Origin of the sequence: Streptomyces sp. NPDC048275 (genome assembly GCF_040652275.1) — a bacterium.
GTDB lineage: Bacteria > Actinomycetota > Actinomycetes > Streptomycetales > Streptomycetaceae > Streptomyces.
Genome location: NZ_JBEZLR010000023.1, coordinates 40,388 through 58,256 on the forward strand (window position 1 = coordinate 40,388; position 17,869 = coordinate 58,256).

14 protein-coding genes and 2 pseudogenes are annotated in these 17,869 nt (G+C 70.6%); 8 read left to right on the forward strand and 8 right to left on the reverse strand.

Annotation, left to right across the window (positions count from 1 at the left end; all coding sequences use genetic code 11):
• Window positions 1-10: 10 nt before the first annotated feature.
• Both AB0D57_RS16430 and AB0D57_RS16435 read right to left on the reverse strand, forming a co-directional pair.
• A complete protein-coding gene (locus AB0D57_RS16430) occupies window positions 11-844 on the reverse strand; it encodes an alpha/beta hydrolase (protein WP_362072264.1) in 834 nt (277 codons plus the stop codon).
• 186 nt (window positions 845-1,030) lie between these two features.
• Window positions 1,031-2,362, reverse strand: coding sequence for an ROK family transcriptional regulator (locus AB0D57_RS16435; protein ID WP_362072266.1), 1,332 nt, complete (start codon window positions 2,360-2,362; stop codon window positions 1,031-1,033).
• Window positions 2,363-2,525: 163 nt separating this feature from the next.
• Here AB0D57_RS16435 and AB0D57_RS16440 point away from each other — a divergent pair, with 163 nt between their 5' ends.
• Genes AB0D57_RS16440 through AB0D57_RS16455 form a run of 4 tightly spaced genes read left to right on the forward strand, consistent with a single transcriptional unit; the run spans window position 2,526 to window position 7,117 of the window.
• On the forward strand, window positions 2,526-3,842 hold the full coding sequence (locus AB0D57_RS16440) for a sugar ABC transporter substrate-binding protein (RefSeq protein WP_362072268.1): 1,317 nt from the start codon (window positions 2,526-2,528) through the stop codon (window positions 3,840-3,842).
• Between the two features lie 14 nt (window positions 3,843-3,856).
• Window positions 3,857-4,855, forward strand: a complete 999-nt coding sequence (locus tag AB0D57_RS16445) for a sugar ABC transporter permease (RefSeq protein WP_362072270.1) — start codon at window positions 3,857-3,859, stop codon at window positions 4,853-4,855.
• Window positions 4,856-4,889: 34 nt separating this feature from the next.
• Entirely contained in the window at window positions 4,890-5,729 is an 840-nt protein-coding gene (locus tag AB0D57_RS16450) for a carbohydrate ABC transporter permease (RefSeq protein ID WP_362072385.1), read from the forward strand.
• 29 nt (window positions 5,730-5,758) lie between these two features.
• Window positions 5,759-7,117, forward strand: a complete 1,359-nt coding sequence (locus AB0D57_RS16455) for a GH1 family beta-glucosidase (RefSeq protein WP_362072273.1) — start codon at window positions 5,759-5,761, stop codon at window positions 7,115-7,117.
• Here AB0D57_RS16455 and AB0D57_RS16460 read toward each other — a convergent pair.
• Both AB0D57_RS16460 and AB0D57_RS16465 read right to left on the reverse strand, forming a co-directional pair.
• The gene (locus tag AB0D57_RS16460; RefSeq protein WP_362072275.1) at window positions 7,114-8,070 is read right to left on the reverse strand and encodes an aminoglycoside phosphotransferase family protein; all 957 of its coding nucleotides are present in this window, start codon (window positions 8,068-8,070) and stop codon (window positions 7,114-7,116) included. The genes AB0D57_RS16455 and AB0D57_RS16460 overlap by 4 nt on opposite strands.
• Before the next feature lie 71 nt (window positions 8,071-8,141).
• Window positions 8,142-11,306, reverse strand: a complete 3,165-nt coding sequence (locus AB0D57_RS16465) for a cytochrome P450 (protein WP_362072277.1) — start codon at window positions 11,304-11,306, stop codon at window positions 8,142-8,144.
• Between the two features lie 185 nt (window positions 11,307-11,491).
• On the opposite strand from AB0D57_RS16465, the gene AB0D57_RS16470 reads away from it, so the two are divergent.
• Window positions 11,492-12,130 (forward strand): PAS domain-containing protein, encoded by a 639-nt coding sequence (locus AB0D57_RS16470; protein WP_362072279.1) that lies wholly within the window; start codon window positions 11,492-11,494, stop codon window positions 12,128-12,130.
• Window positions 12,131-12,192: 62 nt separating this feature from the next.
• Here the strand turns inward: AB0D57_RS16470 and AB0D57_RS16475 are convergent.
• Together AB0D57_RS16475 and AB0D57_RS16480 are read right to left on the reverse strand one after the other, a co-directional pair.
• A pseudogene (locus tag AB0D57_RS16475) lies at window positions 12,193-12,354 on the reverse strand (4-hydroxy-2-oxovalerate aldolase); the annotation flags it as partial.
• Between the two features lie 17 nt (window positions 12,355-12,371).
• Window positions 12,372-12,509: pseudogene (locus tag AB0D57_RS16480) on the reverse strand (helix-turn-helix domain-containing protein); the annotation flags it as partial.
• A gap of 141 nt (window positions 12,510-12,650) precedes the next feature.
• Between AB0D57_RS16480 and AB0D57_RS16485 the strand changes: the two are divergent.
• The 3 genes from AB0D57_RS16485 (at window position 12,651) to AB0D57_RS16495 (ending at window position 16,365) form a co-directional block, all read left to right on the forward strand.
• Window positions 12,651-13,910, forward strand: a complete 1,260-nt coding sequence (locus AB0D57_RS16485; protein WP_362072281.1) for an FUSC family protein — start codon at window positions 12,651-12,653, stop codon at window positions 13,908-13,910.
• Window positions 13,911-13,965: 55 nt separating this feature from the next.
• Window positions 13,966-15,024 (forward strand): hypothetical protein, encoded by a 1,059-nt coding sequence (locus AB0D57_RS16490; RefSeq protein WP_362072283.1) that lies wholly within the window; start codon window positions 13,966-13,968, stop codon window positions 15,022-15,024.
• Between the two features lie 114 nt (window positions 15,025-15,138).
• Window positions 15,139-16,365, forward strand: coding sequence for a lactonase family protein (locus AB0D57_RS16495; RefSeq protein ID WP_362072285.1), 1,227 nt, complete (start codon window positions 15,139-15,141; stop codon window positions 16,363-16,365).
• Here AB0D57_RS16495 and AB0D57_RS16500 read toward each other — a convergent pair.
• Together AB0D57_RS16500 and AB0D57_RS16505 are read right to left on the reverse strand one after the other, a co-directional pair.
• Window positions 16,333-17,058 carry a DUF2470 domain-containing protein gene (locus AB0D57_RS16500; protein WP_362072287.1) on the reverse strand — a complete coding sequence of 242 codons (726 nt, stop codon included), beginning with the start codon at window positions 17,056-17,058 and terminating at the stop codon, window positions 16,333-16,335. The genes AB0D57_RS16495 and AB0D57_RS16500 overlap by 33 nt on opposite strands.
• Before the next feature lie 123 nt (window positions 17,059-17,181).
• Complete coding sequence (locus AB0D57_RS16505; RefSeq protein WP_362072289.1) at window positions 17,182-17,802, reverse strand: TetR/AcrR family transcriptional regulator; 621 nt, start codon at window positions 17,800-17,802, stop codon at window positions 17,182-17,184.
• Window positions 17,803-17,869: the final 67 nt, after the last annotated feature.

The window sequence follows — 17,869 nt, forward strand, 5'->3', positions numbered from 1 at the left end:
TCACGGGACGTCAGCCGAGGGCCATGAACTTCCGTAGATCCGCGGTCAGTTGCTCGGCGTGCGTCGCAAACAGGCCGTGGCCCGCGTTCTCGTAGACCTTGAGGGTGCTGTCGGGCAGCAGCTGCGCCGCCCGGCGGCCGGTCAGCTCCAACGGTGCGGACGTGTCGTGCGTACCGTGCACGACGAGGACGGGCAGGTCGAGCTTCGGCAGCTCCGGGGCGACGTTCAGGGTGACGCCGAGGTCTCCCAGGGCCGCCCCGGCACGCGCGGTCGAGCCGTGGCAGCGGTCGATCATGGACTGTACGTAGGCCGGGGAGAGTTCGTTCCCGGGGAGGTCGAGGGCGAAGAACGCGTGGGCCCCGTCCGCGAAGAAGGCGGCCCGGTCGCGACGGAAGGCCGCGTTGCCGGCCTCGATGACGGCCGGGTCGACACCGCCGGGATGGTCCGCGGACCGGACGGCCCCTGGCACCATGCCCGCGACGAGCGCCGCCCTCGCCACCCGCTCGACGCCGTGCCGGGTCAGGCAGCGCACCACTTCCGCGGTCCCTATGGAGTGCCCGACCAGCGTGAGGTCCCGCAGGTCGAGGTGGCGCAGGAGCCCGTCGACGTCGTCGGCCAGGCTGTCGAGGTCGAACCCGCCCCACACGTCGTCGGACCGGCCGTGGCCGCGCCGGTCGAAGCCGACGCACCGGTATCCCTCCTCGGCGAGCGGCAGCATCTGGAACTCCCACATCTCCGTCCCGCAGTAGGAGCTGTTGACGAACACGACCACCGGACCCATGGCGGGCCCGTAGTCGACGAAGTGCAGCCCGGTGCCATCGACGGGGCTCTCGAAGTACGGCATGGGAATCCTCCCGGAATCCGGTGACGGGGCGAGTGGGTACGCCCTTCATGGTTCCGGAGGGCGGGGCGACGGGTCGATTACGTCGGACGTCATGCCGATCGGCGACAACCGGGGCGTCTGCCCCTCCACCCTCGTGCCGACCGCCGGGGCACCAGGACACCCGCCTTTCCACAGTTCCCCGGCCTCTCAGTGCGGTGCCCGCTCCTCCAAGGCCGTGCGCCAGGCCGGAGACGGGCCTTCGCTCGCTGGTTCGGCGCGCCGCCCGCCCCGTGCGAAGAAGTCGGCCAGGGGCAGGATCGCGGCGCCGACCGTGACGGCGTCCGGGCCGAGCTTGCCGAGGTCGATGGAGACGCGCTCGGCGGGGTAGCGCAGGGCGTACGAGGCTGCGTACCGGCGTACGGCGGGCAGGAAGCGGGTGCCGAGCTGGAGGCCCGCCCAGCCGCCGATGAGGATGCGTTCGGGCTGGAAGAGGTTGATCAGGTCGGAGAGGCCCGCGCCCAGGTACTCGGCGGTCTCCTCCAGGACGGCGAGCGCCACCGGATCAGGCTCGCCGTCGGGGGCGCCCTGCGGCGGGTAGGCCGCGGCGAGCATCGCCGTGAGCGCGGTCTCCTCATCGGTGCCCTCCGGGGGGCGTCCACCCTCCTCGCGCCAGCGGTCGAGAAGCGCCTCGGCCCCCGCGTACGCCTCCAGGCAGCCCAGAGCGCCGCAGCGGCAGCGACGCCCCCTGACCCGTACGGTCAGATGCCCCCATTCCACGGACCGGCCGTTCTCCACCTCCTCCGTGACGAGGCAGGCGCCGACGCCGGAGCCGAAGAGGACGACGACCGCGTTGCGGGCGCCGCGACCGGCGCCGAACCACATCTCGGCCTGGCCGAGGGTCCGGGCGCCGTTGTCCGCGAAGTACGGGACGGTGTCGGGGAGTTCACAGGCGGAGCGGAGCAGGGATTCGAGCGGGACGGCGTCCCAGCCGATCGTCTGGCCGTGCACCACCGCGCCGAGTTCCTTGGTGCGGGCGACGATGCCGGGGACGCCGATGCCGACGCCGAGCAGCCGCTCCGGGGCGATGCCCGTTTCGGCGAGGACCTCGGCGATGCCGTCGCGGATGTGGCCGACGATGACGTCGACGTCGTACTCCTGGCGCTTCGACGGCCGGTCGGCCTCGTATCCCTGGTGCTCCAACGGCCGTTCGGTGCGGGCGAGTTCGGTGAGGGTCAGATCGAACAGCTCGACGCGGACGCGGGTTTCGCCGACGTCGACACCGATCATGTGGCCGCTGCCGGGCGCGACGCGCAGCAGGGTGCGCGGGCGGCCGCCGTCGGAGTCGACGCTGCCCGCCTCCTCGACGAGTCCGTCGGCGACGAGTTCGGCGACCACGTTGCTGATGGATCCGGAACTCAGTCCGGTGGCCGGGCCCAGCTCGTAGCGGCTCATCGGTCCGTCGAAATACAACCGTTGCAGTACGGCGGTGCGATTACCCCGCCGCAGGTCACGCACTGTCCGCCCGTTCCGCCCCGCCATGAGATTTCCTTCCGGCCTGCCCGACCTGCAAGATACCCCTGCGCGATCCCTTGACGCGACTTTCTTCCAGGTCTTAACTCACGTTCTAAATTAAGCCATGAGGGCCGTTCAGGAAGTGAACACAATCCTGTGCGGCTCTCCTCTGGAAAGGGACGCCTGAGCCATGCGCAGAATCCGAGCCGCGGCCGCCGGTGCGGTCACCGTCTCCATGCTGACCGCCGTGACCGCCTGTGGTGGCGGCTCGTCGACGGGGGGCGGGTCCAACGACTCGCCGAAGACGCTGACCTACTGGGCCTCCAACCAGGGCGCCAGCGTCGAGATGGACAAGAAGGTCCTCCAGCCCGAACTCGACAAGTTCGAGAAGGACACCGGGATCAAGGTCAAGCTGGAGGTCGTGCCCTGGTCGGATCTGCTCAACCGAATCCTCACCGCGACCACGTCGGGTCAGGGCCCCGACGTCCTGAACATCGGCAACACCTGGAGCGCATCCCTGCAGGCCACGGGGGCGCTGCTGCCGTGGGACGCGAAGAACTTCGACAAGATCGGCGGCAAGGACCGCTTCGTCGATTCGGCGCTCGGCTCCACCGGCGCACAGGGCACGGACCCGGCCGCGGTGCCGCTGTACTCGATGGCGTACGCGCTCTACTACAACAAGGCGATGTTCGCCGACGCCGGCATCTCGAAGCCGCCGACCACCTGGGACGAGTTCGTCGCCGACGGCAAGAAGCTTTCCAAGGACGGCAAGTGGGGCGTGGCCTTCGAAGGCTCGAACCCGGCGGAGAACGTCCACCACGCCTTCATCTTCGCCAAGCAGCACGGGGCCGACTTCTTCACCGCCGACGGGAAGCCGGACTTCACCAACGACGGCGCGGTCGAAGGGGTCAAGCAGTACGTCGACCTGATGGCCACGGACAAGATCATCGCGCCGGGCAACGCCGAGTACGCGCAGAACCAGTCCGTCAGCGACTTCGCCACGGGCAAGACGGGGATGCTGCTGTGGCAGTCCGCGTCCGCCAACCTGGAGTCGCAGGGCATGAGCGCGGACGACTTCGGCATCGCTCCGGTGCCCGTGCAGTCGGGCACCCCGGGGACCGGCACGAACGTCAACTCGATGGTCGCGGGCATCAACATGGCCGTCTTCAAGAACTCCGACAACCTCGACGGCGCCACCGAGTTCGTGAAGTTCATGACCAGCGACGCGGAGCAGAAGATCCTCAACACGGCGTACAGCTCCATCCCGCCGGTCAAGACCACGCAGGAGGACGCCGCCTTCAACACCCCGGCGAACGCCGTCCTGAAGGACACGCTCGCCAAGAGCGCCGTCGCGCTTCCGCAGGTCGCCGACGAGTCCCAGTTCGAGACGGCCGTCGGTACCGCGATCAAGAACCTGTTCGCCGACGCCGCCGCCGGAAAGTCGGTGACCACGGAGTCGGTGAAGGCCGAACTCGAGAAGGCCCAGACGCAGATGCCGACGAAGTGAGCGCGAGCACAAACATGACCACCACGACCGCCTCCCAAGAGGCCGGCGATCGCACGGTGCGCAAGAACACCCCCGGTGCGGCGCGTGGCCCGCGCCGCACCGGGCGGATCAAACGCATCGGACTGCCTTACCTGCTGCTTCTGCCCGCCCTGCTCCTCGAACTGCTGGTCCACCTGGTGCCGATGGTGATCGGCATCGTGATGAGCTTCAAGGGGCTCACGCAGTTCTACATCCGTGACTGGGGTACCGCGCCCTGGTCCGGCCTGGACAACTACAAGGTGTCGGTGGACTTCGACGCGCCCGTCGGCAAGGCGTTGCTCGACTCGTTCTTCATCACCATCGGCTTCACCCTGCTGTCGGTCGGCCTCTGCTGGCTGATCGGCACGGCGGCCGCGATCTGCATGCAGGACGCCTTCCGAGGCCGCGGCCTGCTGCGCGCCCTGTTCCTGGTGCCGTACGCGCTGCCCGTGTACGCGGCCGTCATCACCTGGGTGTTCATGTTCCAGCACGACAACGGCCTGGTGAACCACGTCCTGCACGACCAGCTGGGCATCACCGACAAGCCGTCCTTCTGGCTCATCGGCGACAACGCCTTCTACGCACTGCTCACCGTGTCCGTGTGGAAGGGCTGGCCGTTCGCCTTCCTCATCGTCATGGCGGGCCTGCAGAACATCCCCAAGGACCTGTACGAGGCCGCCGCCCTCGACGGCGCCGGTGTCTGGCAGCAGATCCGCCGCATCACGCTGCCGTCGCTGCGGCCCGTCAACCAGGTGCTGATCCTGGTCCTGTTCCTGTGGACGTTCAACGACTTCAACACGCCGTACGTCCTGTTCGGCAAGACCGCTCCGGCGTCCGCGGACCTCATCTCGGTGCACATCTACCAGGCGTCGTTCGTCACCTGGAACTTCGGCACCGGCTCCGCCATGTCCGTCCTGCTCCTGCTCTTCCTGCTCGTCGTGACGGGCGTCTACCTCCTGCTGACCTCCCGAGGAAGGAAGACGGCCGATGTCTAGTACCTCCACTACCTCCACGACGCCCCGCTCACCGATGGCGCCACCGCGGTCCTTCCTGTGGACCCGGCGGATCTTCCTCACCCTGCTCACCGGCTTCGTCCTGGTGCCGGTCTACGTCATGGTCTCCAGCTCGCTGAAGCCGTTGCAGGACGTCCAGGCGAAGTTCCAATGGGTGCCGAGCAGTCTGACCATCCGCCCGTACATCGACATCTGGTCGACGATCCCGCTCGCCAGGTACTTCGTGAACTCGCTGATCGTGGCGGGCGCCGCGACGGCCTGCTCGGTGGTGATCGCGGTCTTCTCCGCGTATGCCGTCAGCCGCTACAGCTTCCGCGGCAAGCGCGTCTTCACGGTCACCGTGCTGTCCACCCAGATGTTCCCCGGCATCCTCTTCCTGCTGCCGCTGTTCCTTCTCTACGTCAACATCGGCAACGCCACCGGCATCGCCCTGTTCGGATCCCGCGGCGGGCTGATCCTGACGTACCTCACCTTCTCCCTCCCGTTCTCGATCTGGATGCTGATCGGGTACTTCGACTCGGTGCCGCGCGACCTGGACGAGGCGGCACTGGTGGACGGCTGCGGGCCGCTCGGCGCGCTGTTCCGGGTCGTCGTGCCGGCCGCGATCCCCGGCATCATCGCGGTCGCCGTCTACGCCTTCATGACCGCTTGGGGCGAGGTGCTGTTCGCGTCGGTCATGACCAACGACGAGACCCGCACACTCGCCGTCGGGCTCCAGGGCTATTCCACGCTCTACAACGTCTACTGGAACCAGATCATGGCAGCCTCGCTCGTCGTCAGCGTGCCCGTGGTCGCGGGGTTCCTGCTCCTCCAGCGCTATCTCGTCGCCGGGCTGACGGCCGGAGCCGTCAAGTGACCGACACCCCCCATTCCGAAGGGACTCCTGTGACCATCGACCTCGCCGCCCTCCCGCACGACTTCCTGTGGGGCACGGCCACATCGGCGTACCAGATCGAGGGAGCCGTGGCGGAGGACGGCCGTTCGCCGTCGATCTGGGACACCTTCTCGCACACCCCCGGCAAGATCGACAACGGCGACGACGGGGACCTCGCCTGCGACCACTACCACCGCTGGCGCGAGGACATCACACTCATGCGGGAACTGGGCACCAACGCCTACCGGTTGTCCATCGCCTGGCCGCGGGTGATGCCCGGCGGCGACGGCCCGGTCAACGCCAAGGGGCTCGACTTCTACGACGCGCTGATCGACGCCCTGCTGGAGGCGGGCATCACGCCCTCCGTCACCCTGTACCACTGGGATCTGCCGCAGGTGCTCCAGGACCGGGGCGGCTGGCCGGCCCGCGACACGGCCCTCCACTTCGCCTCGTACGCGGCAGTTGTGGCGGAGCGGCTGGGTGACCGCGTCCAGCACTGGACCACGCTCAACGAGCCGCTGTGCTCCGCGTGGATCGGCCATCTGGAGGGCCGGATGGCCCCGGGCTGGACAGACCTCCCGGCCGCGGTGCGCACCTCGTACCACCTGCTGCTGGGACACGGCCTGGCCACGCAGGCGATCCGGGCGGCGGTCCCGGACGCCCAGGTCGGCATCGTCAACAACCTGTCCAGCATCGAGGCCGCCACCGACCGCCCCGATGACGTCGCGGCGGCTCGCCGTCTGGACGGTCATACCAACCGCTGGTGGCTGGACCCGGTCCACGGCCGCGGCTTCCCGGATGACATGCGCGAGGTATACCGAGTGGAACTCCCGGAGCAGCCGGGCGACTTGGAAACCATCGCGCAGCCTCTGGAATGGCTGGGCCTCAACTACTACTTCCCGTCCACCGTCGCCGACGACCCCACCGGGCCGACCCCGCACGTCCGCACGGTGCGCCGTCTCGGCGTACCCCGCACCGGCATGGACTGGGAGGTCGAAGCGGCCGGCATCGAGCGTCTGCTCCTCCGTCTGACGGAGGACTACGGCGCCCGCAAGCTGTACGTCACGGAGAACGGCTCCGCCTATCCCGACGTCGTACGCCCCGACGGGACCGTCGACGACCCCGAGCGGACGCAGTACCTGGAGCAGCACCTCGCGGCCTGCGTGTCGGCGGTCCGCAAGGGAGCGCCGCTCGCGGGGTACTTCGCCTGGTCCCTGCTCGACAACTTCGAGTGGGCGTACGGCTACGACAAGCGCTTCGGGCTCGTGCACGTCGACTACAAGACGCAGAAGCGCACCATCAAGGGGAGCGGGCACCGATACGCGGACATCATCCGGGCGCACGGCGGGAGGGGGCGCAGCGCCGCCTAGGCAGGTTCGTCGAGGGCGGCAAGCAGCTCCGGGGCCACGGCCTCGCGCACCCAGGCGACGTGTTCGGCGCCGGGTGCGCGGGGCACGGTCTCGACGAGCATGATCAGGTAGAGGTAGCTGCGGTAGAGGGCGAGGCGTTGTCGGGCCGGGGTGTCGAACTCCGTTCGACCTCCCGTCTCTTGATAGCCGGTCAGGAAGTCCTCGTCCTGTTCGATGTCGCCGAGCAGGGCCAGGGAGACGAAGTCGGCCAGGGGGTCGCCCCAGAACATGCGCTCGCCGTCGATCAGACCGCCGATCCGGGGGGCCGTGTGGTCGTCCGAGTGTTCCACCAGGATGTTGCCCTGCCACAGGTCGAAGTGGACGAGGTGCGGGACCGTGACCTCGTCCAGGGCGTCGTACGCGGTCTTCGCCGTGCGGGCCACCTCGTCCACGGGTCGGGGCAGCCAGGCGTCATAGCGCCGGGCGTCCTCCAGGACGGCGTCGTACATGGCGGTGAAGGCGGTGCGCCAATCGGGGGCGAGCGGACCGAGGGCACCGGAGGGGTAGCCGAAGCCGGGGCCGGTCACGCCATGGAGGCGGGCGACCAAGTGGCCCACCTCCTTTCGCAGGGCCGCTCGTTCGCCAGGTTCCAGGTGGTCACTCCACGGTGTCCCCGGGCAGTGGGTCATCAGGAGGTGGCGCTCCCCCGTCGTGACGACTTGGGGCGCGGGTACGCCGACCGTCGCGGCCTCCCGATAGAACTCCGCCTCCGACACGAGGAGTTCGCGCTCGTGGCTCAGGCCGGGAGCGGTGGTCGGCGGAGGGATCTTCAGCACGTACCGCGTGCCGTCGGCGAGCCGTAGTTCCTCGACCGTGTTGTACGTTCCGCCCGCCAGGGGGCGACAGTCGACAAGGCTGTTCGGAGGCAGTCCCGCCACGTCGAGAATCCGCCGTGCCCGCTCCCAGGTGTCCACCGCAGCCCCCTGTCGTCTGTGGGCCCACTCTGCCAGCTGGGCCCACAGGGCCGCACTCCTTCCGGTACTCCTTATCCGGCGGCGTACACGTCCTCGACGTAACGCCCGGACGCGATCAGGTCGTTCAGCCACTGCTCGGAATCCCCGCCCGGTGTGCGGTCCGCGTGGAGCGTACGGAAGGCTTCGCGGACGCCGGGGGCCATACGGGAGCCGTCGCCGCAGACGTGGACACGGGCCCCGGCGTTCAGCAACTCCCAGACCTCGTCCGCCTCGGCGGCGATCCGGTGCTGGACGAAGGCCACGTCCCCGACAGGGGCCGCGCTGAAGGCCGGGCGCAGGGAGACCGCCCCGGCCGTTTCGGCGGCGCGGAGTTCGTCGGCGTGCAGGAAGTCCGCGTCCGGGGCGTCGCAGCCGAAGTAGCAGACGGCCGTGGCCAGTTGTGCCCCTTCGGCGAGCTGCGCGGCGCGGTCGGCGATGGCGCCGCGGAACGGGGCGAGTCCCGTGCCCGCCGCGACCATGACGACGGGAGTGCTGTCGTCGATACGGAACGCCTCCCGGCAGGGCTGGACGCGGGCGAGGACGGTGTCGCCGGGTTTGACCGTGTTGAGGTAGCCGGAGCCGACTCCCGTGTACGTCCCGATGCCGGAGCGGGCCGGGGCCTCCAGGAGTGAGACCATCAGGTCGGCGGCGTGGGCCGGGTCGGTGGCGGGTGACGAGGAGACCGAGTAGTGGCGCGGTCGCAGGGGCGTGAGGAGGCCGAGCAGGGTCGGCCAGTCCAGCGCGCCGCGCAGGGCCGGGTACGCCTCGATCACCTCGACCAGGGTCCGGGGGTCGTCCGTGAGCGCCGCGAGGGCCGCTCGCTCCGGCGGGCACGGGTTGGCCGCGGCGAGGCCGGACAGTTGTGCGGCGGTCGGCCGGTCTTGCAACTCGACTTGATACGTGAGGAGTTGACGTATCGTCACGGGTCGGTCGACCGCGATTCCGTCCCGGCGCGGTCGGGTGGCCCGGATGTCCAGGAGCGTGTCCAGGTCGAGGCCGAGCGCGGTGGCGGCCCGCTCGACGAGGGCCGGGTCGTTGACGGGGAGCACCGTGAGGTGATCGCCGGTGCGGTAGGTCGTGCCGTCCGGGAGCGCCAGGCGGACGAACCGCTTGGTTCGCGGGTATCCGGGCGCGGTGAGGTCGTACGCCTCGGTGACGGTCATGGGGACCAGGCCGTGCCGCTCGACGAGGGCGTCGAGCGGACCGCCGGTCAGCGCCCGGACCTCGTAGGCCGCCGTGAGCTCCTCTGTGTCCGTGGCGTCGGGATCGCCGTACTGCTCCAGCAGCGCGGTGCACAGCCGGGCCGTGAAAGCGCGCACCGTGCCGCCGAGGTCGCCCGACGCGTCGGCCGCCGCGCGTTCCAGGAACCGGTTGGCGCCCAGTTCCGCGAGGCGCTCGTCGATGCGGGTCGGGAAGTGCTGGTAGGTGGCTGCCCAGTTGCGGTCGCCGACGCCCAGGACGGTGTACGTGATGTCCTCGGCCCGCGCGGTCCCGTCGAGCCAGGCCGCGAAGGCCGTGGCGTCGTCCGTGGGCTGTCCGTTGTAGGAGGCCGCGGTGATGACGACGAGGCGGTCGGTGGGCAGCCCGTCGGCGTACGCGTCCAGGGGCGCCACCTCGGTCTCGCAGCCGATCGCGGCGGCCTCGTCGGCGAGGGAGGCGGCGAACTCACGACAGGTGCCGTAGTTGCTGCCGTGCAGGAAGAGTGCGCGGGTGCCGGGGCGGACGCGGGCGGGCAAGGTGTCGGTGCCGGCCACGGCCTCCGCCTGGACCTGGACCGCGCCGGGCAGCGTCGCGTGGACGCGGTCGGCGGCCGTGCGGGGCGAGAGCGTGAGGGTGAACCCGTCGGGCTTGAGGGTGAGGGTCTCCTTGACGGTCAGCGCGTAGTCGGCGTGATCGTGCAGCCGGTAGCGGTGGACGAGCATGGCGAGCAGCATGGTCGCCTCGTGCAGTGCGAACTGCCGCCCGATGCAGGCGCGTTCTCCGGTGCCGAACGGCTTGAAGGCGTGCGGCGAGCGCGCGGCCTCCGCCTGAGCCGTGAAGCGGGACGGGTCGAACAGCTCAGGGTTGTCGCCCCACTCCGGCTGTCGGTGCAGCATCGGCACGAGCACGGTGACCGGCTGCCCGGCGCGCAACGGTATCCGGCCGCCGAGCAGCGTGTCCTCACGGGCGTGCCGGCTGAACGCGGCGGCGGTGGGCCACAGCCGCAGCGCCTCGTTCAGCACCTGCCGGGTGTAGGTGAGGCGGCCGATCTCGTCGAACGTCGGCTCGAGGTCGGCCGTGTCTCCCCACAGGGCATCGACCTCACGCTGCACGAGCTGGAGTGCGGCCGGGTGCTTGGCCAGGTAGTACAGCGCGAACGACATCGCGCCGGAGGTCGTCTCATGGCCCGCGATCAGGAAGGTGATCACCTGGTTACGGATGTTGGCGGTGTCGAGCGTGCTGCCGTCGACGGGGTGCTCGGCGGTGAGCATCAGCCCGAGGAGGTCGTCGGCCTCGCTCCGCCCGGCGTCCACGCGGGCGGCGATCACATCGTCGACGACCTGTGCGAGGTAGTCGGCGTCGGTCCGGAAGGCCGCGTCGGCCGCCGAGTGGTCACTGCCCGGCGTACGGCTCAGCCGGGTCATGCTCCATTCCAGACAGCGGACCATGGACTCGACGAAGGGGTGGGGTTCGTCCCGGTCGAAGGAGCCGAAGTCGTAGCCGAATCCGGCGAGTCCGATGGTGTCGAGCGTCATGCGGGTCATGTCGTCGGGGACCTTCACGGGCTGTCCGTCGCGGGCGCCGCGGTCCCAGGAGTCGATCAGCCGGCGCGCCACGCGCAGCATCACGGGGTGGTAGGTGCGCATGGAGCCGAGCGCGAAGGCGGGCATCAGGATGTCGTGCGCCTTGGCCCAGTTGGGCTCGTCGTTGTACGCGGTGAACAGTCCGTCGGCGGCGAACTCACGGACGTTCTCCAGCGCGGGCCCGATGGCCTTCGCGAACCGGCTCTCGTCGGCCAGGTCGGTGACCAGGTCGAGGTCGCCGACGAACATCGCGTCCCGGCCGTGCAGCCGGCGCACGAGCACGGGCCCGTGCCGGCGCATCAACTCCATCAACTGCTGGAGCGGCGTGCGGCCGGGGCCGGTGGCGGAGATGTCGATCAGGGGGACGCCGTGGAGGGTGTCCGTTGTCTCGGGGTGCGGCGCGGTGGGGGGCATGGCGCGACAACTGCCTTTCGCGGTACGGGAGTACTGCTCTCCAGCTTGATCGCGGGGCCCGGGCCGCCCGTGCCATGGCACTGCATGATTGTGTAGTGCCAAAGGCCGGTTCACCCTTGCGTCGAAGACGTCGGCGTGGCAGGTGGCGGACGGCAGGCGGAGAGGCGCCGGAGGGAGAGACGCGGGTGGACCTGACACGGGCGAACGGCGTGGTGTGGCGCAACCGGGCCCTGCTGCTGTTCGACCGGATTCCGATGCCGGTCGCGGTGTGTGACGTGTACGGGGCGATCGTGCTGGCCAATCCCGCGATGGCGACGGAGTGGGGCGAGACGCCGGGGCGGCTGCGGGGGCGGAACGTGCTGGACCTGTTCCGGCCGCAGGAGGCGACACAGGTGGAACGGATCGCCCAGGCACTGCGGCTGCGTCATCGCTCCCGGTACCCGATCTCGGTGCGCTGGGAGGCTGCGGACGGGCGGCGGCGCCACGGGGAGCTGACCGCGGAGCCCGTCAGTGACAGCGCCGAGGCGTCCACCGCCCTGCTGGTCATGCTCCGTGTGCTCGGCGCGTGCCCCGGCACGACCGAGCCGGCCGCCCCGCCCGTCGGCGCCACCGAGGCCCGCATCCTGGCACTGCTCGCCGGGGGCGCGACCACGGCGCAGGCCGCCCGGGAGACGGGCCTGACGGTGGACGGCGTCACCTACCATCTACGGCGCCTGTCCGAGCGCTGGGGCGCGGCCACCCGTACGGAACTGGTCGCGCGTGCCTATGCGCTGGGGGTATTGACGCCGGGAGTGTGGCCACCCACGGCCGTGCCCGCGCCCTGAGGGGCAAACGGGCGACGCAGTGCCACACCTTCGTCAGGTCCCGCGGCCCGTGCGTGCCGCGGTCAGACCGCGCTCACCGCCGCCCTGCGTTCGGCGAGCAACTGGAGCGCCACGTCGATGATCATGTCCTCCTGGCCGCCGACGTACCCTGCCTCGCCCACCCGCTGGAGGATCTCGTGGGCCGGGACGCCGTACCGCTCCGCGGCGCGCTCCGCATGTAGGAGGCCCTCCGGTGCACCCCGAGCCGCTCGGCCACCTCCTGGACGGCCAGCCCCTGGGGACGGGCCGCGACCAGCTGCAACACGGACAGCCCGCGCGCCAGAGTCTGCGAACCGCTCACCCGCGAGGCCGTCTTGTCGACCTCCTGCTTCTCACTCATCCACGCATCGTACGAGGACACCTTCGCCGCTCGTACGAGGACGACTCCGCCGCCCCCGCGAGGCACTTGTCGACCGCGGTGAAACGGGTGCGCGGATCCGAGGCGGGTTCGGTGCGCCAGCGAAGGGGGAAAGGGCCAAGGATGCGAGACGTACGTGGTGTGTGGGACGCGGCGGGTGTACAGGTGCGGAAGTGGCGCCAGGAACCCGTGATCGTCCAGTCGGTGCGGTCGGCTGCGGCCGCGACCGTCGCGTACGTGATCGCGGTGCGGGTCAGCCCGGAGCCCGCGCCGCTCACCGCCCCGCTGACCGCGCTCCTCGTCGTGCAGGTCACGCTGTACGCCACCCTCACGACCGGTATCCGCCGGGTGAACTCCGTGGTGGCCGGCGTCCTCGTCGCCATCGGCTTCAGCGCCCTGGTGGGTCTGACCTGGTGGAGTCTGGCCCTGCTCATCCTCGCCTCGCTGGCCGTCGGTCATCTCGTGCGGGTCAGCGAGTTCGTGCCCGAGGTGGCGATCAGCGCCATGCTCGTGCTGGGCGTGACCAGGGTCGGCGACATCGCCTGGGCCAGAGTGGTGGAGACGCTGATCGGCGCGGCGGTCGGACTCGCCTGCAATCTGCTGTTCGCTCCCCCGGTGTGGGTGGGCCCCGCAGGGCAGTCGATCGAGGGCCTGGCGCGGCACGTACGACAGCTGATGCTGCGCATGGGCGAGGAGGCCGCCGGCCGCACCCCCGTGGAGCACGCGACCGCCCGACTGCACGAAGCGCGACGCCTGGACCACGACATCGTCAAGGTGGACGCGGCGCTCACACAGGCCGAGGACAGTCTGAAGCTCAATCCCCGCGTGCGTGAGGGCCTGCTGCACCGGATCGTGCTGCGCACCGGCCTCGACACGCTGGAAATCTGCACGGTGGTGCTGCGGGTGCTCGCGCGCACCCTCACCGACCTGGCCAAGGAGCGCGATCCCGAGCCTTTGTTCGAACCGCAGATCGGCGCGGCACTGGAACAGCTGCTGTCCGAAGTGGCCGACGCCGTGGTGAGTTTCGCCGTCCTGGTGACCACGGACGTCAGTCACAGCGCCGAGTCGGCCGAGTCCCGGCTCGCCGCGGAGCTCACCACGGCGACAGCCACCCGCGACAAGCTGGCCCAGCTGCTCCTGGACGAGGTCCGGCGGGACGCCCGCCAGTGGCAGCTGCACGGCGCCGTCCTCACCGAGGTCAACCGCATCCTGGACGAGCTCGACACGGAGCACCGCTCACGTCGGCTCATGGAGGAGCTCGACCGTGGCACGCGCGAACAACGCGAGCGCCGGTCGTACCTCGCCCGCCTGCGGCAGCGGCTGCGCCCCGGCCGATCGCAGCGGAGTCGGAACCATCCCCCGGCCTCTGGTCGTTCCAGGTGAGGACGGCCGTTCCGGGTCAGGGATCGGGACGGCGACCACAGGGGGGAGCAGACGGATGACCGAGAGCGGCGTACGGATCGACGGAAACTCACTGCGGCTGCCGGGCAGGGTGCGGGTCCGTTTCATGCGGACACTGCGCCTGCCCGAGACGGGCACGCACGAACTGCCCCCGGGGCTCGGCGAGTTCCCCGTGCGCCGTGTCGAGGACTACGCGGACACGGTTCCCGCCGAGTGGCTTGCGTGCGGCGGTGTGATGCTGCCGGTGTATCTGCGCGAGGCCATGTGGCTGAGCTTCGCGGGCACGTCGGAACCGGCCGCGCTCCAGGTCGGCGTCGGCAAGGTGTGCGCGGTCTCGGGCAGGCCGTGGAGTTCCCGGCTCACCCGGGACCCGCAGAACTATGTGGTGCTGCCGCGTCAGCCATGGCTCGACGGCATCAACTCCGGCAAGGGCAAGGTCCGTCAGTTCGTCGCCGTGCCGCTGGGCCTCGGAGCGACCGTCGAGGGCCAGGTCACGGGCGAGGAGGTGTGGGGCGGCCTCCAGCTTCAGTCCTTCCCGCTCGATGACGCGGAGCTGGCCGTGTGGCGCGAGGCGGAACACCGCAGGACACAGCAGCGTCGGGAGATGACGGCGCCGACCGGAGGGTTCGGCGCCGCGTTCCCGATGGCCGCCCCGCCCGCGCCGGGCGCCGCCCCGGCCCCCGCCGGTGCTCCGTCGGGTCGCTCGCGCGGCGCCGCCGCGATGGGTCTGGGGGTCGGCGGCTCGATGCGCCAGGAGGTCTACCGGGACGACCGGCCGCTCGAGGCCTGGGCCAAGAGGCCCGCCGGACGGGTGTTCGTGCATCTCGTGACGCCTCCCGAGTGGCGCCGCATCACGGGTGAGGCTCCCCCGCCGTCCCCCATCGACCGCGCGGCCTACACACGGGCCGGACTGCCCTGGTTCGACTACTACGACCAGGACGCCACGGACCTCGCTCCCACCGACACGCTGGGCTCGGTGCGGCCGGTCGGCGACTGGCTCGGCGCCGATCACGAGCCCTGGCAGCAGCCCGCGCCCCACCAGGTGAAGCCGCTGGGGGACGCGCCGGGCAAGCCGGTCGAGGACGGTGACTGGTGATCCGGGCATGGGCATTGCGCTCTGCGCAACACCCATTGCCATTTTTGCCTTTCCCGGGTGCCGCACGCCAAGGTGGCCGTCACGGCTGAGGCAACCGACACCCGAGGTACAGGCATGAACAGTGGTGCAGAACCGGTGCGAGGCTCCGGTGGCGGCTGGAGCAGGCGGCGGGTCGTCGGAGCGCTGGCGGGCGTCGCCGTGGTGGCGGCGATCCCGGCACCGGCCGCGCCGCGCACCGAAAGGGCGGCAGCCGCGCCGCGCACCGAACCCGCGCCCACCACGACCGCGCCCACCGCCGGCTCCGCCTCCCCCGCCGTCCGTCGGCTGTTCCTCGGCACCTACACCTCGGCCGAGGGCGGTGGTAGGGGCATCGGCCTGGCCACGTACGACGCCACCACAGGTGACATCACGGCCACCGGCACCATCGCCGGCGTCGGCGACCCGTCGTACCTCGCGCTCCATCCGAACGGCCGCACGCTGTACGCCGTTGACGAGCGCCAAGAGGGCGCCGTGACGGCCGTGCACGTCACGACGGACAAGGTGCTCGGCACCCAGGGCACCGGCGGCGCGGGCCCCTGCCATCTGTCGGTGCATCCGAGCGGGCGCTGGCTGCTGAGCGCCAACTACACGTCGGGCAGTGTGGCCGTGCACCCCATCGACGCCTCGGGCGCCCTCGGTGCGCGCACCGATCTGGTCACGCACTCCGCTCCGGTACCCGGCCCGGGCCAAGAGGGTCCGCACGCGCACCAGTTCGTCACCAGCCCCGACGGCGGCCATGTCCTCGCCGTCGACCTGGGCACCGACACCCTCTACACCTACCGCCTGAACGCGGCCAAGGGCACGCTCACCGAGGTCTCCCGGGCGCACACCCGGCCGGGCGCGGGCCCGCGCCATCTCACCTTCCACCCCGACGGCCGCTTCGCCTATCTCGCGAACGAGGTGGACGACTCCGTGGTGGTCTGCGCCTACGATCCGGCGAGCGGGCGGCTCACCCCGGGCGACCCGCAGTCCACGGGCACCGGCGAGGGCACGAACTATCCGGCCCAGATCCTGGTGACGTCGAACGGGTCGTACGCGTATCTCGCCAACCGTGGCCACAACAGCCTGACGCGTTACGCCGTCGAGGCGGGCGGCGCCCGGTTGCGGCTCCTGGACACCGTGCCGGTCGGCGGCGACTTCCCACGCCACATCGCATTCTCGCCGGACGAGCGGCTGCTGTTCGCGGCGAATCAGCGGTCGAGCACGGTCAGCGTCTTCCACGTCGACCGGGCCGGCGGCGAACTCCGGCTCGCGGGCGAGCCGTTCGCCTCACCCGTCGCCGTCTGTGCGCTGCCGCTGTAGCGCGCGGGGGCAGGAAGCGGAACTCGCCTGCGTGAGCAGCACGTGCATCCGCTCCGTGAGCTGCGTGACATCGTCAGCGGGCATGTGGAAGGGCAGGCGTACGTCGCCATTGCCGCGCGCACGCTCGATGCGCAGCGTCAGTCCGTGCCGGTCGACGGCGAGCGGCTGGACGCGTACCGCACCGTGCAGGCTGTCGGGCTCGACGAGGCGGGTCAGCCGCTCGACCGCGTCCGGGTGCGCGTCGGCGAGGTGGGTGATCAGGTGGGACTCGGCCGTCGCCAGCGGGTCGGGGCCGGCGTCGGCGAACTCGCCCAGGTCGACCACGACGGCGCCGGACGCCTCGCGCAGCACCACGCGCGAGGGCCGGAACTCCAGATGCCCGTCCTCCAGGACGAACGAGCCGGCCATCCACAGCCGGGCGCGAATCCGGTTGCGCACCGGGACGGGCGCGACGTCGGCGAACTCGAGGACGGCGGACGGCTCCCCGCGCGGGGCGCAGATCGCGGCCGCGAGCAGCGCGCTGTCCTCCGGCACGTGCAGGAGCACCCTGCCGTCCGCGGTGACGGTGTGCGCGCCGACGAACTCCTCGCGGCCGCCCTCCGCGGTCACCGCGCACGACCACGCCGCGGCGAGCACCGAGCGGGCACGCTCGGCCGCGGCGGGCGCGGCCGTCCAGCTTTGACGGTCACCCATTCGGTCTTCCATCCCGACAACCTCCCTTAGGTAAGCCTTGCCTAACCTACCCAAGTTCTGGGTGTACGCCAACACGCCACACCATCCTGTGAGCACTCTTTTCGGCGCGTGAGCGCACCCGGCTCAGGGAGTGACCGCACCCAGTAGCGCCCGGGCGCACAGATCGCGCACCTGCTCCCGATTCAGCTCCGCACCGCCCCTGAGCCACTCCAGACAGACGGCCGTGGTGAAGGCGAGCCAGCCACGGACGGCGATCCTCAGCTCGGGCCGGTCGGCGGGCAACCGGCCGAAATCCGGGTCCGCCGCCAGCGCCGCCAGAATCTGCCGTTCCTGCGCGGCCAACGCCTGCCGGTAAACCTTGCGTACAGCCTGGTCCCCCGCCGCCTCGGCGCGATGGAAGGCACGAAAGCCGTGCGCATGCGCCTCGGCGTACTCCAGGAAGGCATCGAGCCCGGCACCCAGTTGCTCCCGCACGGGAACCCCGGGCACCGCCGCCGTCAGCCGCAGCATCCGCGCACTCTCGCGCTCCACGACGGCCGAGAAGAAGTCCCGTTTCGTCGGGAAGTAGTGGTAGAGCAGACCGCGCGAGACTCCGGCGATCTCGGCGACCTGCTCGATCCACACCTCGTCGTACGGGCTCTCCGAGAACAGTCTCGCCCCGACGGACAAGAGCTGCTCCCTGCGCTCCTCGGTACTCAGCCGACGGCGCGGGCGACCCCCTCGCTCCCCCTGCTTCCCGGTCATGCCAGCACTTTACTTGACGTCGGTTCAACAACGGGATCACACTGAGAACCGCTATTGAACCCGCGTA